Origin of the sequence: Burkholderia anthina (genome assembly GCF_001547525.1) — a bacterium.
GTDB classification, from domain to species: domain Bacteria; phylum Pseudomonadota; class Gammaproteobacteria; order Burkholderiales; family Burkholderiaceae; genus Burkholderia; species Burkholderia semiarida.
On the sequence record NZ_LNJP01000003.1, the window covers coordinates 1,728,826 to 1,745,713 of the forward strand.

Below are 16,888 nucleotides of genomic sequence, written 5' to 3' on the forward strand. Positions count from 1 at the left end.
GGCCTGCTGCCGGCCGTATCGCATTTCCTTCCTCGCCACGTATTCCCTTCATGGACAGTTCCAATTTCCGGCCTCAGGCGTCGTTTCCGACGCAGGATGTCGACTCCGGTCTCGCCGTCGTTCTGACGATGGCGAGCCTGCACGGCATCGCGGCCGACGAAGCCGCGTTGCGACATGAATTTGGTTTCGATCGTTTCGATACTCAAACAATCCTGCGAGCCGCGCGTTCGCTCGGCATGACGGCCCGGGTCGTTCAACAGAACCTCGAACGACTGGATCGGGCGCCTTTGCCCGCGGTCGCACGGACGAAGGGTGAAGGCGGCTATTTCGTGGTCGCGCAGTATCAGGCCGGGGATGGAACGCGCGCGCCTCGAACGCTTGTCCAGTTTCCGGGTGAGGCGCCTACCGTGCTGACGCGCGAGCGTCTTCTGGAAATCTGGACGGGAGAGCTCATCTATTTCACGAGCAGGAGCAGCATTGCGGGCACTCTGGCGCGCTTCGATTTCAGCTGGTTCATTCCGGCAATCGTCACGTATCGGAAGCTGCTGGGCGAGGTCCTCGTGATTTCCCTGGTGTTGCAATTGATTGCGCTTGCCACGCCGCTCTTCTTCCAGGTGGTGATGGACAAGGTGCTCGTCAATCACGCGATGAAGACGTTGAACGTGATCGCCGTTGGGTTGATTTGCGCGACGCTGTTCGAGGTGGCGCTCTCGGGGATACGAACGTGGGTCTTCGCGCATACGAGCAGCAAGATCGACGTCGAACTCGGCGCGCGGCTCTTCCGCCATCTTTTGGCGTTACCGCTGGCGTGGTTTCAGGCGCGCCGTGTAGGCGATTCCGTCGCCCGTATTCGCGAGCTCGAGAACATTCGCGCGTTCCTGACCGGCAACGCCGTGACGCTGGTGATGGACCTCGCGTTTTCGTTCGTTTTTCTCGGGGTGATGCTCTGGTACAGCGCGTGGCTTACGTTGATCGTCGTTGTTTCGATTCCGCTCTACGTATTGTTGTCGATCGTGTTTACGCCGATCATTCGGCGGCGTCTGAACGAAAAATTCAATAAGGGCGCCGAGAATCAGTCATTCCTCGTTGAAACCATCAGCGGAATCGATACGGTCAAGGCGATGGCACTCGAGCCGCGCTGGACGGACCGATGGGATCGTCAACTGGCCGCTTATGTGAGTGCGGGGCTGGCGGCGACCAACGTTGCCACGATTGCAAGCGGCGGCGTGGCGTTGATCAGCAAGCTGGTGACCGCGGCGATCATGTGGCTGGGCGCCATGCTGGTGATCGACGGCAAGTTGACGGTCGGCGAGCTCGTCGCGTTCAACATGCTGGCCGGGCAGGTATCCAGTCCGATACTGCGTCTCGCGCAGTTGTGGAACGACTTTCAGCAGGTGGGGATTTCGATGGGGCGCCTCGGGGATATCCTGAACACGGCGCCCGAAACCGCAGCGAAAAAGACGCGTGTACCCCGTCTCGACGGGGCGATCGAGTTCGACCAGGTATCGTTTCGCTACCGGCCGGATGCAAGCGATGTCATCCGGCAGATCTCCGTCAGGATCGCGGCGGGGGAGGTCATTGGAATCGTCGGCCGCTCCGGGTCGGGCAAAAGCACGCTGACCAAGCTCGCGCAGCGGCTATACGTGCCGGATCGCGGGCGAGTGCTCGTCGACGGGCAGGATATCGCCGTGATCGATACGGCGAGCCTTCGCCAGCAGATTGGCGTCGTTTTGCAGGAAAACACGCTGTTCAATCGTTCGGTACGGGACAACATCGCGCTGGCTCGACCCACTGCGTCGATCGACGCGGTGATCGATGCTGCGAGGCTGGCCGGCGCACACGAGTTCGTCTGCGAACTTCCGGAGGGGTACGACACACTCGTCGGCGAGCATGGCACCGGACTCTCGGGTGGCCAGCGGCAGCGCATCGCCATTGCCCGCGCATTGATGACCGATCCACGCATCCTGATATTCGACGAGGCGACCAGCGCGCTCGACTACGAATCCGAAGCCGTCATACAGGCCAACATGCGCGACATCTGCGCGCGACGCACGGTATTGATCATTGCGCACCGGCTCTCGGCGGTGCGCGATGCCGACCGGATTCTCGTGATGGATCGCGGGCAGATCGTGGAAAGCGGTACGCACGACACACTGCTGCGCATGCGGGATGGCATCTACGCACACTTGTATTCGCTGCAACAGGGCGGCCGCGACGTAGCGGAGGCACGGACATGAGCGTGCGGCAGCAGGCAGAGGCCTGGCGTGAACTGGTGGGGCGTTACCGCGACGTCTGGCGTCACTGCTGGAAGCGACGCCATCGGATGACGCTGCCGGCATTCGACGCGAACGAGGCCGAATTTCTCCCGGCGGCGCTGTCGGTCCAGGCGGCGCCTGTCTCGCCGGCAGGCCGGTGGGTCGCGCGCATACTCATCCTGCTCGTGATGACGGCGATCGTCTGGTCGTATTTCGGGAAAATCGACATTGTCGTCGACGGCGGCGGCAAGATCATTCCATCCTCCCGGACCAAGACACTGGCGGCGGTCGAAGTGGCGAGCGTCAGAGCGCTGCACGTGCGCGACGGGCAGATCGTGAAGACGGGCGATGCGCTGATCGATCTCGACACACGCGTGATCGACGCCGAACGTCAACGGGCGGACGGCGACCGGCTGAATGCGGTACTGCAGGTCGAGCGTGCACGGGCGTTGATCGACGCGATCGACACGGGGCGACAACCTCGACTGGCGGATGTGGAGGGCGTGTCGCCCGAGCGGCGGCGCGAGGTCGAGCGACACCTGCTGGATCAATGGCGCGATTTCGTCGCGCGGCGGGACCGTCTCGACAGCGAAATACACAGGTACGGCCAGGCCGCTCCGCTTGCGGCGCGTCGTGCGGACGATTACGCCAGGTTGATGAAGACCGGTGACGTTGCGGAGCACGCGTGGATCGAGGCCGAGCAGCAGCGCATCGATATGGCGGGACAACTGGCGGATGCTCGTCACCAACGCGCGGCGCTTGTGGCAGAGACGCGAAGGAATACCCAGGATGCGCTGAACGATGCGCAGCGTATCGTGGACGCGTCATCGGGCGACATGCGGCGAGCGGAGGCACACGGGGAACTGCTGCGCCTGACCGCGCCGATCGACGGAACCGTCCAGCAGCTCGCCGTCCACACCATCGGGACAGCGGTGCCGGCCGCGCAGCCGCTGATGCAGATCGTGCCGCGAGAGGGGGCGGTAGAAATGGAAGCATTCGTCGACAACCGGGATATCGGCTTCGTCAAGGAAGGGCAGGCCGCCAGCGTGAAGATCGACGCATTCGAGTACACGAAATACGGCACGGTGTCGGCGACCGTGAGTCATGTCTCGCGCGATGCGATAGACGACGACAAGAAGGGGCTCGTCTACTCGGTCAGGATCATGCTCGATCGTTCGGCGCTGATGATCGACGGTCGCGAGATCGCACTGTCGCCGGGTATGTCGGGCAGTGCGGAAATCAGAACCGGCACGCGGCGGGTAATCGAGTATGTGCTGTCGCCGTTGCTGCAGCATGCACGGGAGAGTTTGCGTGAGCGCTAGGAGCTTGAAAGATCGCGCGCGTCCGTGGATCTTCGGCCTGATGTTGGTTTCAATTGCGTGCAATGCCGAAACACGCGGGATTCCGGATGGCCTCGCCGATCCGCTGCTGACCCGTCCGCCGGTGCTGGATGCGGGGAAGCGATTACCGGGCGATGACGCGCCAGTTGTGTGCGCTTCGTCGACCGACCCGGCGAAGCCGCTGACGATTGGTGATGCGGTCGATCTTGCGCTATGCCACAACCCCCCGTATCCGAGCGGCGTGGGCATCGATCAAGATCCAGGCCGCCGCGGTGGGTGAAGCCAGATCGGCATGGCTCCCCACTATCAACGGATCGATCAGCCAACTGACGACATATAGCCGGTATCCCGATGCACCGTCGATGAATACGCGCGGTGTCGGTCGAGCGTCGAACGCGACGTTGAACTGGCGGCTACTCGACTTTGGCGGGCGGGCTGCAAACGGCGCGGCGGCGCAACAGCTGCTGACGGCCGCGCTGGCGAGCCACGACGCAGCGATGCAAAAGGCGGTCGCGAATGTCGTCGGGAGCTATTTCGATGTTCAGAATGCTCAAGCCGCGTTTGCCGCGCGTACCGAATCCGCGACCTTGGCGGAATCGACGCTGCGTGCGTCGCGTAAGCGACTGGCCATGGGCGTTGCATCCCGAGCAGACGTATTGCAGGCGGAGACGGCGTTGGCCAAGGCATTGCTCGCTGCCCGGCGAGCGGGCGGAGAGGTCGCGCGGGCCCGCGCCGAACTGGTCTTTGCGACCGGTCTGCCCGCCGGCACGCGGGTCGAGGTCGAGGAGGCAGTCGTACCGGTTGCGCTGGACGCGGAGCGCCAGCTAAGCGACTGGCTTCGCGCGGCCGAAGGTTCTCACCCCGAGATTCGTGCAGCGCGAGCCAAATGGGAGGCTGCACAAGCGAAGGTGACGACCGCACGGTCAGAGGGTATGCCGACGCTGGATCTGAGCGGCACGTTGTCCCGGAACGGCTACCCGAATCAGGGGCTGCAGTCGGTGCGGGCGACGCAAACCAGCATCGGCCTGACTCTGACGATTCCGTTCTTTGACGGTTTTTCCCGCACGTATCGGATTCGCGGCGCGCAGGCTCAGACCGAACTGGCACAGGCACAGCTTCACGATACGCAGCAGCAGATTCTGCGTGACGTGCTGAAGGCTCACGCCGATGCGGAGACGACGGCGGATAACCTCGGAGCGTCGGCACGCTTGCTGGCTGCCGCGGAAGCGGCGCTGACATCGGCGCGCAATCGTTACGCGTTCGGCGCAGGCGATATTCTGGAACTGCTGTCGGCGCAGGCGGCGCTTGCCGATGCCCGCCAGGAACGGGTGCGAACGCTCGCCGAATGGGAGGCGGCACGGCTTCGACTGCTTGCCAGCGCCGGCATCATCGGACGATGGGCATTCCGGTAGGACTGGAGACGGCCATCGCGGTAGCTGCGGTACGCGACCGGCCGTCTTTGTTCACTTCTCTTCCGTCGGCATGTTCTGCACGACCAGCATCTGCGGGCTCGACAGCGTGATTCCCGCCGCGCGCAACTGCTTGAGGATCTCGAACAGCAGATCGCTCTTCGTCGAACTCGCGATCCGCGGGCTCGACACGTAACCCGTCACGCTCAGCGTGATCCCGTCCGGCGCGAGCTGGCTGAACGTCACCGACGGCGCCGGTTTGTCAAGAATCGCCGGGTGCGCGCGATACGCATCGAGCAGCAGGTCGCGCACCTGTTCCGGATCGGTGTTCAGCGGGAACGTCAGCACCAGCGTCGCGACACCCTGCGTGCTGTTGCCCATCGTCACGTTGCGCACGTTCTGCGAGATCAACTGCGAATTCGGCACGATCACGGTCGAGCGGTCGCTCAACTGGATCTCGGTCGCACGCACGTTGATGCGGCGGATGTCGCCTTCGACGCCCGCGATGCTGACCATGTCGCCCACCTTCACCGGGCGCTCGGTCAGCAGGATCAGCCCCGACACGAAGTTCTTCACGATTTCCTGCAGGCCGAAGCCGATACCGACCGACAACGCGCTGACGATCCACGCGAGATTGCTCCACCTGACGCCGAGCAGCCCGAGCGTCATCAGCACGAGCAGCACGTAGCCGACGTTGGTGAACAGCGTGATCAGCGACACGCGCATGCCGGTATCCATGCCGAGCGCGGGCATGAACTCGCCGTCGAGCCAGCGGCGCAGCGAGCGCAGCAGGTAGAAGCCGATCGCGAACCCGATCACGGCGTTCATGATCCGGTCGGGCATGATGTTCAGGCTCTGCAGCCGCTGGCTGCCGATCATCGCGACCGCGCTGTCGAGCAGGTCGCCGGGCGTCGTGCCGAAGCCGCCCGTCAGCAGCGCGATCGCCGCGATCAGCATCAGCAGGCTCGTGCCGAAGCCGGACAGGACCGTGCGCGCCTGATCGAGGTGACGGTCTTCGAGCGCGAACAGGTGCTTGATCTGCTGGCCCGTCGACAGGCTCGACGAGAACAGGCTCTCGCTCGCGTCGCGCGTCAACTGGATCAGGATGTAGGTCGCGCACAGCACGATCTCGAACCACACGAGCTCGTACGTGATGAAGCGCGCGACCGTGATGTAACCGATCAGGAGTGCGATCAACGATACAACGATCGCGAGCGTGACGCCGGCATGGATCAGGCCCGCGAGCGTCGAGCGTTGCTCCGGCGCCTCGCCTGCCGCCGCGAGTGCGGCACGCGCGCGGTTCGCGCGCAACAGCGACGCGCCGATCGTCAGCGCGACGACGAGCGATACGATGCCGCGGCCGAACAGCGTGACCGACAGGCTGGTGTCGACGATCCGGTTGATCGACTCGAGCGTACCGGATACCAGCAGCAGCGCGGCGAGGATGCTGGGGAACGGCTTCATCGCGAGCGCGACGGGATCGGCGAGCGCGGGCAGGCGCCACGACGGGTGCTTGGTGCAGAGCAGCGCACGGCCGAGGCCCGCGATCAGCGCGCAGGTCGCGGCGAGCTTCACGAACTGGTCCCACAGATCGATCAGCGACGGCGTGAGCTCGTAGCGGCGCGCGACGGCGAGGTAGAAGATCTGCACCGCAATCGCCGTTGCCAGGAAGGTCGACAGGGCGGTCGACAGCGCCAGTGCACTGCGCCGCAGGCGCGTGGGCGGCAGGCGGTTCAGCGCGACCCAGGCGAGCCCGCGCTCGATGAGCCGGCGGCCGCCGAGCCATGCCGCGAATGCGGCGATCAGCAGCACCGTGGTGATCGCCCGCTGCCCGGGTACCCACGACGAGCGCAGCATGTCGAACAATTCGTCGTCGAAATCCTGGAGCCGTTGGCGGTCGTCTGGCGACAGGTGGAACAGCGGCAGCCAGAACTCCGCGCTGAAGATGCTGCCCGAACGGAACGCGAGCTGGTTCTTCAGCAGGCTGCGGTGCAGCTTCGCGAACTGCTCGGTCAGATTCGCGAGGCTCGCCTTCTGGTCGGCGGCCTGCTTCAGCGCGGCGTCGATCTGCGTCTTGCGCGCGTCGAGCGTGGCCCGCTGCTTCGCGACGGCCGCCGTTTCCGGCGCGGCGCCTTCGGCCGGCGGCGGCCCGAGCACGTCGAGTTGCGCCTGGACCTGCGCGCGTTGCGGCGTGAGATCGCTCTGCAGTTTCGCGACATCCGCGCTCAGTTCCTGCGCCGAATCGTCGAGCGCGTCCAGCTCCTTGCTGTTGGACGTGGTCGAAGTCTGCTGCTTGATGCGGTCCAGCTCGGCCTGCATCTGCTTGAGCTGCGCGACCGCGTCGGGCAGCGAGATGGCCGGCTCTGTTGCGCCGACACCGCTCGCGACAGGCGCGGACGCGGCCGCCGGAAACGCCGACGCGGTCGCGATCGCCGCGAACTGCAGCAGCGCGATCAGCGCGATCCGGCGGGCGTACAGGGATAGTCGTTGTATGGACATGGAATGCTTACGATTTGCCGACAATGTCGGTTGCCGAAAGGCAGCCGGAAGCCGGGAGTTGGCCCGGTAGCATGTTACCGGGGCGCGGAACGCGTGGTTGTACCGATTGCGTCTTGCCGTTCGCCGCGATTTTGGCGGCGCGTGCCTGCGCGAAACGGCGCGGCAGGCCCGTATTGCCGGGCTTGCGCCGCCGGCGGGCGGGGGAAGGCGGCGCCGCAACGCCGAGCTGACGCGCGTTTCGTCTCTGATACACGGTTACGCAATTTACACATTATCCGGCGCGGAATCGGGCATCGAATCGGTTCGGTGCCTGTATCGCAGCCGGCTTGCCGGCTCGCACCTGCGCGAAACGGGCGTGCCGGTACAATGCAGCGATTCGCCCGGCGGCGGTTCGACGGTCCGCCGGACGACAACATACAACACGACACGATCAGGAGACGCGCCCAAGATGGCCTCAACGGACAGCCTTCCGCAGGCACAAGCCCCATCCCCCTCCATCGACCCCGGCTCCATTTCGGCCCGCCTCGACCGCCTGCCGCCGACGCGCAGCGTCTGGAAGCTCGTCGTGCTGCTGAGCCTCGGCTTCTTCTTCGAACTCTACGATCTGCTGTACAGCGGCTACGTCGCGCCGGGCCTCGTGAAAAGCGGCATCCTTTCCGCGACGACGCACGGCCTGTTCGGCACCACGGGCGTCGCGAGCTTCATCGCCGCGCTGTTCTCGGGGCTCTTCATCGGCACGATCGCGTGCGGCTTCCTCGCCGACCGGTTCGGCCGTCGGGCGATCTTCACGTGGTCGCTGCTGTGGTACACGGCCGCCAACGTCGTGATGGCGTTCCAGGACACCGCGACCGGGCTGAACTTCTGGCGCTTCGTCGTCGGTCTCGGCCTCGGCGTCGAGATGGTGACGATCGGCACGTACATCTCCGAACTCGTGCCGAAGCAGATCCGCGGTCGCGCGTTCGCGTGCGAGCAGGCGGTGGGGTTCGTCGCGGTGCCGGTGGTCGCGTTTCTCGCGTACCTGCTCGTGCCGCACGCGCCGTTCGGCCTCGACGGCTGGCGCTGGGTCGTGCTGATCGGCGCGCACGGCGCGCTGTTCGTGTGGTGGATTCGCCGCGAACTGCCGGAAAGCCCGCGCTGGCTCGCGCAGCAGGGCCGGGTCGACGAAGCCGATCGCATCATGCGCGCGCTCGAGGCGAAGGTCGAAGCCGAATACGGTCGGCCGCTGCCGCCGCCCGCGCCGGCCGAACCCGTGCCGCCGCGCGGCAGCTTCCGCGACATGTGGGTGCCGCCGTATCGCAGCCGCACGATCATGATGACGATCTTCAACGTGTTCCAGACGGTCGGCTTCTACGGCTTCGCGAACTGGGTGCCGACGCTGCTGATCAAGCAGGGCATCACGATCACGTCGAGCCTGATGTATTCGAGCGTGATCGCGCTCGCGGCGCCGATCGGCCCGCTGATCGGCCTCGTGATCGCCGACCGCTTCGAGCGCAAGTCGGTGATCGTCGCGATGGCGGCGGCGATCGTCGTGTGCGGGCTGCTGTTCAGCCAGACGACGGTGGGCGCGTTCCTGATCGTGCTCGGCATCGGCCTCACGCTCGCGAGCAACATCATGTCGTACAGCTTCCATGCATATCAGGCCGAGCTGTTCCCGACGTCGATCCGCGCGCGGGCCGTCGGTTTCGTCTATTCGTGGAGCCGCTTCTCGGCGATCTTCTCGTCGTTCGTGATCGCGGCCGTGCTGCGCGGGTTCGGCACGTTCGGCGTGTTCGCGTTCATCGCGGGCGCGATGGTGATCGTAATGGCCGCGATCGGAGGGATGGGGCCGCGCACGAAGGGTATCGCGCTCGAAACCATCTCGAAGTAGTGGGCAGGTGCGCACGCGTGTCGCGCGGTTCGCGCAGCATGCGTGCGATGTGGTCGAGGTTCTGAGTTCAGATGGACGGGGCGTCGGAATGTTTGGTTGACCGAATCGATCGGACGGCGCGAGCCTGCCATGCAACGAACGCGCAAGTGGAAACGAGTTGAAACAAAGCGTGACGAAGCGCAATTTCACGGGAAATCGCGGTTTTCGTCGCTGCCGATTCACGCACCGACGAGTAAAATGGAGGGCCTGACGACTCATTAGCCGCCATCGGAGCGCCCGCGTTGCATCAGCGAACGGCTCCGCCGCGAAGAGGCGTCGGCGCCGGGCGCGCGCGATGCGCCGGACGTGTCGATGGCTTGCGCGGAAGATGCGCCGCTCGCACCAGCAGCATGCGGCGGCCGGATCGGCCGATGGCCTCGAACGTATGATTCTTGCCTATTTGACGCGGCGCTTTGCGAAGCCGCGTTGCCTCGACCGCGCAGTCTCCGCATCCGTGTGGCTTGCTGCCGCAGTGTCGATTTCCGTGCTCGCAGAGCGGCCTGCCTTTGCCGCGTCCGACGCTGCGCCGTCTGCCGCGTCATCCTCACCCGCTGTGCCGCCTGCGTCGGCGCCCTCCCGTACGCATCCGGCTTCGTCCGCGCATGCGGCGCCGGGTGCATCATCGGCGGCAGCGCCGGCATCCGCCGCGTCACACGTGAATCACGCGGAACCCGCGGGCGCGGCATCGGGTGCGTCGGCCGCTTCCGCGGCGTCGGCCGCCGCGCCTGCATCGGGCGCCTCCGACACATCCGCCAGCGAGGCCGAGCCGCCTGCGCCCACTCCGCCGCGCCGGCATCCGCCGCTGTCGGCCGAGGAAGCCCAACGCGCGACGACGCGTGCGCTCGACATGCGCAAGCGCTTCACGCAGGAAGTCACGCGACGCCTGAACGTGCCGGCGAACGAGCAGCGCGCGTACGGCGAGCGGCTTCAGAAAGCACTCGCCGATGCGGACCTCGGCGATCTCGCGGGCGAATACGTCGTGATGGTCGATCGCGCGCCGAACGTGCAGGCGCTGTTCATCTACTTCCGCGCGACGCCGGCCAATGCGTGGCTGATGATCGGCGCATCACCGGTCGGCACCGGGTTGCCGGGCCAGTACGACCATTTCCTGACGCCGCTCGGCGTGTTCCATCACTCGCCCGATACGATGGATTTCCGCGCGGAAGGCACGACGAACGAGAACGGCATTCGCGGCTACGGCCACCGCGACATGCGCATCTACGATTTCGGCTGGGTGGACGGCGAGCGCGGCTGGGGCAAGGGCGGCGTGTCGCCGATGCGCTTCCAGATGCATGCGACCGACCCGGACCGGCTCGAAGCGCTGCTCGGCATCCGGCATTCGAAGGGCTGCGTGCGGATTCCCGCGTCGCTGAATACGTTCCTCGACCAGCACGGGCTGCTCGACGACGACTATCAGGCACGCGTCGAGGCCGGCAAGTCCCTGTGGGTGCTGCGTCGCGATCGCGACATCACGCCGATCGCGGGCCGCTATCTGGTCGTGATCGACAGCGCGCGCAAGACCCGCCCGGCCTGGTCGCCGATGCCGGGGCGCGGCGCGTGGTCGAAGCTGCCGAAGGGCGGGGACACGGCGGATTGACGGCCCGTTCGCCGAGCGCGGAAGGCGTGAAGATGAGAATAAATCCGTTTTATTGACATATAAGGAAAGCAAACTTTTATTATCCGATCCGGGTTCGTATAGTCGTGTCCAGTTTCGCGGAACCCTGCCGCGCCTGGACCCTCATCGACCACACGACCCGCATGAAAACTCTCTACAAGCTCGCTCCGCTCGCGATGCTCGGCGCCTTCGCGACCCATGCCGGTGCGCAAAGCAGCATCACGCTGTACGGTCTCATCTCGGCCGGTGTCGGGTTCGCGACGAATCAGGGCGGCAAGAACGCGTGGCAGGCGCTGTCCGGCACGAACCAGAACCCGCGCTGGGGGCTGAAGGGCAAGGAGGATCTGGGGCAGGGGCTGTCCGCGGTCTTCCAGCTCGAAAACGGCTTCAACGTGATGACGGGCACGGCCGCGCAGAATGGCCGCGAGTTCGGGCGCATGGCGTACGTCGGGCTCGCCGATCGTACCTACGGTTCGCTGACGTTCGGCCGCCAGTACGACGCGATCCACGACTACATCGGGCCCGTGATCATCGCGAGCAACGGCGTGAACATCGGCGACAACGACAATGGCTACAACGACATTCGCGTGCAGAACTCGGTGAAGTACGTGAGCCCCGTCTACTACGGGCTGAAGTTCACCGCACTGTACGGCTTCAGCAATGCCATCGGTTTCGCGAACAACAGCGCGTACAGCCTCGGGCTCGGCTATGAGCGCGGCCCGCTGCGCTGGAGCGCGGTCTATGCGCAGTACAACCATCCGTACAGCGCGACGAACCAGGACGGCGCGATCGCGAACGACTATGCGTCGCCGCTGCTGATCTTCAGCAAGAGCGCGATGTCGCCGGCCGCGTACGCAAGCCGGCAGCGGATCGCGGGCACGGGCGGCTTCTACACGATCGGCCGCGCGCAGTTCGCGGCGATGTTCACCGACGTGCGCTACGATTACCTCGACAATTCGCACCTGCACCTGCAGAACCTGGGCGTGAACGTCGTCTACACGATGACGCCGCAGCTCTTTCTCGGCGCCGCGTATGCGTTCACGAACGGCAAGTACGACGTGATCGACAAGCGTCCGAAATGGCATCAGGTGAATCTGCAGGCCGATTACTTCCTGTCGAAACGCACCGACGTCGCGCTGACGGTGATTGTGCAGCAGGCGGCCGGCGACGCGGATCATGCGCAGATCTTCGCGTATGCGCGTTCGACCGGCACGCGCCAGATGATGGCGACGCTCGGCGTCCGGCACGTGTTCTGAGCGCCCGACCATGACCCATCCGATCGCATCCCGCCGCACCTTCCTGAAACTGTCCGCCGCGCTGGCCGGCACCGCGCTGCTGCCCGAAACGGGCGCATTCGCGGCCGGCGGCGACGTCGCGCGCCGCACGGTGATCATCGATACCGATCCGGGGCAGGACGACGCCATCGCGATCCTGTTCGCGCTCGGCGCGCCGGACCGGCTCGACGTGCGCGCGCTGACGGCCGTGGCCGGCAACGTGCCGCTCGAGCTGACAGAACGCAATGCGCGGATCGTCCGCGACTGGGCCGGCCGCACGAAGACGCTGCCGGTGTACGCGGGCTGCCCGCGTCCGCTCGTGCGCGACCTCGTGACGGCCGCGAACGTGCATGGCAAGACGGGGCTCGAAGGCGTCGAACTGAACGAGCCGCGCGCGCCGCTCGCGGCCGGTCATGCAGTGTCGTACCTCGTCGATACGCTGAGCCGCGCGGCGCCGAACAGCGTGACGCTGTGCGCGCTCGGCCCGCTGACGAACATCGCGACCGCGCTGGTCGAGGCGCCGCGGATTCGCGCCGCACTGCGCGATATCGTACTGATGGGCGGCGCGTTCTTCGAGCGCGGCAACATCACGCCGGCCGCGGAGTTCAACGTCTACGTCGATCCGCAGGCCGCCGACGTCGTGTTCGGCAGCGGCGTGCCGATCGTCGTGCTGCCGCGCGACGTCGCGGTGAAGGCGCCGATCACGCCGGCGCGCGTCGCGCCGTTCCGCGCGCTCGGCAACCGCTGTGGCACGATCGTCGCGGACATCATGGAGGCCGAGCTCGCCTACAACAAGAAGCGGCGCGGCGTTGAAGACGCGCCGATGTACGACCCGACGGCCGTCGGCTATCTCGTCGATCCGACACTGTTCGGCGGACGCAAGGTGAACGTGGTGGTCGAGACGAGCGGGCAATGGACGCTCGGCGAGACGATCGTCGACTGGAACGGGCGCAGCGGCCGTGCCCCGAATGCGACGTGGATCAACGAAGTCGACGCGGACCGCTTCTACGCGACGCTCGTCGATCGAATCGCGAAGCTGCCCTGAACGTGGGTGCCCAAGCGCAGCGAACGGAATCAGATGTGCTTCTCGATCCACTCGCGGCACGCGCGTACGTGCGGTCCGCGATCGTCGGCGGCGAGCGAGATCAGCGAGATCGCACGCGTGACGCGCGGTTTGTCGACGCGCAGCGCGACGAGTTCGGGATCGTGCAGATGCATCGTGTAGAGGCTCGGCAGCACGGCGGTCGCGAGGCCGTTGCGCGCGAGCGCGTAGAGCGGCTCGGTGTATTCCATCCGGTACGTGACGTTCAGGCGCAGTTTCCTGGCGCCGCCGGTGCGATGCAGCGATTCGCTGACGCTGCCGCGCACGAATACCGCGAGTTCGCGATCGACGAGCTTCGCCCACGTGACGCTCTTCGCGCGGGCGAGCGGATCGTCGTGCCGTACGACGATCACGATCTCGTCCTCGAACAGCTGCTGGTAGCGCAGCGTGCCGTCGTCGCTATCGGGTTCGCGCACGCCGATGCCGAGATCCGCGACGCCGTCGCGCACCGCTTCGACGAGTGCGCTGTTCGGCAAATCGGTGAGCGTGAAGCGCAGCGTCGGGTGCGTGCCGCGCAGGGCGTTGAGCGCGGGCAGCAGGCGGCCCGCGACCGACGGAATGAACGCGATGCGCACGGTCTGGATGCGTTCGCCGATGAGCCGCGTCATGTCGTCGAAGGTGCCGCGCGCCTGGTTGAGCAGGCGTTCGGCGAGCGGCAGCACGGCTTCGCCCGCGGTGGTGAGCGTGAGGCGATGCGCGGTGCGTGCGAACAGGCGGCCGCCGAGCAGGAACTCGATCTGGCGGATCGACGCGGTGAGCGCCGGCTGCGTGAGCGACAGCGCCTGCGCGGCCTGCGTGAAGCTGCGTGCATGGGCGAGCACGACGAAGTGCTGGACCTGCCGCAGCGTAAGCGCGGGGAGCAGCGACGAGCGGTCGGACATCGGGCAATAACGGTCGGGATGCGGTACGCGGCAGTATAAGACCGCGCTGCACGACCCGACACAGGACAATATTCGGAATCACGGGAGAACCACCATGTCAGCGACTGACACGATGCCGGCGCATGCGCCGGCCAACTGGCTCGAGCGTCGCTTCGCGCTCGCCGCGCGGGGCACGACCGTGCGCACCGAGACGATCGCGGGCGTCACGTCGTTTCTCGCGGCCGCGTACCTGCTCGTCGTGATCCCGTCGCTGCTCGCGACGGGCGGCATGGACCGCGGCGCGGCGACGACCGCGACGATCGTCGTGTTCGTGCTGTTCACCACGCTGATGGGGCTTTACGCGAACCTGCCGTTCCTCGTCGGTCCCGGCATCGGCGGCTCGGTGATCATCGGCGTGACGCTCGCGACGACGGAGCACGTCGGCTGGCAGACGGGCCTCGGCATCGCGTGCGTGTCGGGCGTGCTGTTCTTCCTGCTGACGATCCTCGGCGCGCGCGGCGTCGTGGTGCGCCTGATTCCGGTGCAGATCAAGCTCGGGCTCGGCGCGTCGATCGGGCTGTTCGTCACGATGCTCGGGCTGCGCAATGCGGGGATGGTCGTCGCGAACGCGAAGACCAACGCGTTCGCGCTCGGCGACTTCTCGCGGCCGGGCGCGCTCGTTGCGCTGATCGGCCTCGCGGTCGCGATCGTGCTGCAGGCGCGCAAGGTGCCCGGCGCGATCCTGATCGCGATCCTCGTCGCGGCTGCAGCCGGCGTGCCGCTCGGCGTCACGCACCTGCCGGCGTCGTTCATGTCGCTGCCGCACAGCATCGCGCCGATCGCGTTCAAGCTCGATATCGGCAGCGCGTTGAGCCTGGCCGCCGCACCGTACCTGTTCGCGTTCTTCGCGGCGGAATTCTTCTCGACGCTCGGCACCGCGCTCGCGGTCGGCGCGAAGGCGAACCTGCTCGACGAACAGGGCAACCTGCCGAACATCAACCGGCCGTTCCTCGTCGATTCGCTTGCCGCGACGCTCGGCCCCGTGTTCGGCATTCCGGCGCTGACCGCGCTGATCGAATCGGCGGCGGGTGTCGAAGCCGGCGGCCGCAGCGGGCTGTCGTCGCTGGCCGCGGCCGTGCTGTTCGCCGCGATGCTGCTGTTCGTGCCGGTCGCGCTCGCGATCCCCAAGGAGGCCACCGCGCCGGCGCTGATCCTGATCGGGCTGTCGATGTTCGCGACGATCCGCCACACGCATTTCGACGACTTCACCGATGCGCTGCCCGTGATGTCGATGGTGCTGCTCACGCTGATGTCGAACAGCTTCGGCACCGGCATTGCCGGCGGGCTGCTGTGCTACGTGCTCGTCAAGCTGCTGGCCGGCCGCTGGCGCGACGTGTCGTGGGGGCTCGTCGTGCTCGCGCTGCCGCTCGGCTATTACTTCTGGACCGTCGTGAAGCCGCACTGAGAGACGGCTTCGCGACGCATCGGCACTACCAAAAAAGAGACTGACATGAAGGGAACACCAGGCAACGTCCCGGCCGCGCGCACGGGCATCGAGATTACGCCCGCCCATCGGGCCTTCTTCCGCGCGTTGCCGAAGGTCGAGCTGCATTGCCATCTGCTCGGCGCGGTGCGGCACGACACGTTCGTCGCGCTGGCCGAACGCAGCGGCGCGCCGATCGAGCGCGCGGAGATCGACGCGTTCTACGCGCGCGGCGAGAAGCCGGTGGGCGTGCTGCACGTGCTGCGCGCGCTCGACAAGTATTTGCTCACACGCCCCGACGACCTGCGGCGGATTGCCTACGAGTATCTGGAAGACGCGGCCGCGCACAACGTCAGGCATGCGGAATTCTTCTGGAATCCGACGGGAACGGTGCGCGTGTCGGGTATCGCGTATGCGGACGCGCAGGCCGCGATCGTGACGGCGATTCGCGACGCCGCGGCCGATTTCGGGATCGGCGCGCGCCTGATTCCGAGCATCGATCGCGAGCAGGACCCCGACGAAGCGGTTGCGATCGTCGAGTGGATGAAAGCGAATCGCGCGGACGAAGTCGCGGGGCTCGGTATCGACTATCGCGAGAACGACCGGCCGCCCGAGCTGTTCTGGAAGGCGTACCGAAACGCACGCACGGCGGGCTTTCGCACGACCGCGCATGCGGGCGAGTTCGGGATGCCGTGGCGCAACGTCGAGACGGCTGTCGATCTATTGCACGTCGATCGCGTCGATCACGGCTATACGATCGTCGACAACCCCGAACTGTGCGCGCGCTACGCGGAACGCGGCATCGTATTCACCGTCGTGCCGACGAATTCGTACTACCTGCGCACGCTGCCGCCGGAGCAATGGGCCGAGCTGCATCCGATGCGCAAGATGCCGGACCTCGGGTTGAAGATCCATCCGAACACCGACGATCCGACGCTGCACAAGGTGAACCCTTCGGAAGCGTGGGAGCTGATGTTCAGCCATTTCGGCTTCACCGTGGCCGAGTTGAAGCAATTCATGCTGAACGGAATCGACGGCGCGTGGGTCGATGACGCGACGAAGGCGGTGTGGCGTGCGGCATGGGCGTCTGAATACGACGCGCTGGCTGCGACGCTCGCGGCGGCCTGAGCGCGTTTTCTGACCAA

At 66.2% G+C, this 16,888-nt stretch carries 12 protein-coding genes; 10 read left to right on the top strand and 2 right to left on the bottom strand.

Translation table 11 applies throughout. The features are described 5' to 3' along the window. Window positions 1-50 precede the first annotated feature (50 nt). Genes WS64_RS27725 through WS64_RS27735 form a run of 4 tightly spaced genes read left to right on the top strand, consistent with a single transcriptional unit; the run spans window position 51 to window position 5,007 of the window. Complete coding sequence (locus WS64_RS27725; RefSeq protein ID WP_060968334.1) at window positions 51-2,237, top strand: type I secretion system permease/ATPase; 2,187 nt, start codon at window positions 51-53, stop codon at window positions 2,235-2,237. Then, window positions 2,234-3,577 carry an HlyD family type I secretion periplasmic adaptor subunit gene (locus WS64_RS27730; RefSeq protein WP_060968335.1) on the top strand — a complete coding sequence of 448 codons (1,344 nt, stop codon included), beginning with the start codon at window positions 2,234-2,236 and terminating at the stop codon, window positions 3,575-3,577. The genes WS64_RS27725 and WS64_RS27730 overlap by 4 nt, the downstream gene beginning before the upstream one ends. Before the next feature lie 4 nt (window positions 3,578-3,581). Then, window positions 3,582-3,875: a hypothetical protein gene (locus tag WS64_RS35615; RefSeq protein ID WP_347876641.1), complete on the top strand. Its 294-nt coding sequence runs from the start codon at window positions 3,582-3,584 to the stop codon at window positions 3,873-3,875. Then, window positions 3,790-5,007, top strand: coding sequence for a TolC family protein (locus WS64_RS27735; protein WP_347876642.1), 1,218 nt, complete (start codon window positions 3,790-3,792; stop codon window positions 5,005-5,007). The genes WS64_RS35615 and WS64_RS27735 overlap by 86 nt, the downstream gene beginning before the upstream one ends. A 51-nt stretch (window positions 5,008-5,058) precedes the next feature. On the opposite strand, the gene WS64_RS27740 is transcribed toward WS64_RS27735, so the two are convergent. Beyond that, window positions 5,059-7,503, bottom strand: a complete 2,445-nt coding sequence (locus WS64_RS27740; protein WP_060968336.1) for a DUF3772 domain-containing protein — start codon at window positions 7,501-7,503, stop codon at window positions 5,059-5,061. A 448-nt stretch (window positions 7,504-7,951) separates the two neighbouring features. Here WS64_RS27740 and WS64_RS27745 point away from each other — a divergent pair, with 448 nt between their 5' ends. The 4 genes from WS64_RS27745 to WS64_RS27760 all read left to right on the top strand — a co-directional run bounded on the left by WS64_RS27745 (window position 7,952) and on the right by WS64_RS27760 (window position 13,343). Further along, window positions 7,952-9,370 carry an MFS transporter gene (locus WS64_RS27745; RefSeq protein WP_060968337.1) on the top strand — a complete coding sequence of 473 codons (1,419 nt, stop codon included), beginning with the start codon at window positions 7,952-7,954 and terminating at the stop codon, window positions 9,368-9,370. 334 nt (window positions 9,371-9,704) lie between these two features. Further along, the gene (locus tag WS64_RS27750) at window positions 9,705-11,006 is read left to right on the top strand and encodes a L,D-transpeptidase (protein ID WP_081103941.1); all 1,302 of its coding nucleotides are present in this window, start codon (window positions 9,705-9,707) and stop codon (window positions 11,004-11,006) included. Window positions 11,007-11,167: 161 nt separating this feature from the next. Next, the gene (locus WS64_RS27755; protein WP_060968339.1) at window positions 11,168-12,280 is read left to right on the top strand and encodes a porin; all 1,113 of its coding nucleotides are present in this window, start codon (window positions 11,168-11,170) and stop codon (window positions 12,278-12,280) included. A gap of 10 nt (window positions 12,281-12,290) precedes the next feature. Then, window positions 12,291-13,343 carry a nucleoside hydrolase gene (locus WS64_RS27760; protein WP_060968340.1) on the top strand — a complete coding sequence of 351 codons (1,053 nt, stop codon included), beginning with the start codon at window positions 12,291-12,293 and terminating at the stop codon, window positions 13,341-13,343. A 29-nt stretch (window positions 13,344-13,372) separates the two neighbouring features. Here WS64_RS27760 and WS64_RS27765 read toward each other — a convergent pair whose 3' ends face one another. Continuing rightward, complete coding sequence (locus tag WS64_RS27765; RefSeq protein WP_060968341.1) at window positions 13,373-14,281, bottom strand: LysR family transcriptional regulator; 909 nt, start codon at window positions 14,279-14,281, stop codon at window positions 13,373-13,375. Window positions 14,282-14,375: 94 nt separating this feature from the next. Here WS64_RS27765 and WS64_RS27770 point away from each other — a divergent pair, with 94 nt between their 5' ends. Further along, on the top strand, window positions 14,376-15,725 hold the full coding sequence (locus WS64_RS27770; protein ID WP_060968342.1) for an NCS2 family permease: 1,350 nt from the start codon (window positions 14,376-14,378) through the stop codon (window positions 15,723-15,725). 45 nt (window positions 15,726-15,770) lie between these two features. Next, entirely contained in the window at window positions 15,771-16,871 is a 1,101-nt protein-coding gene (add, locus tag WS64_RS27775; RefSeq protein ID WP_060968343.1) for an adenosine deaminase, read from the top strand. Window positions 16,872-16,888 lie beyond the last annotated feature (17 nt).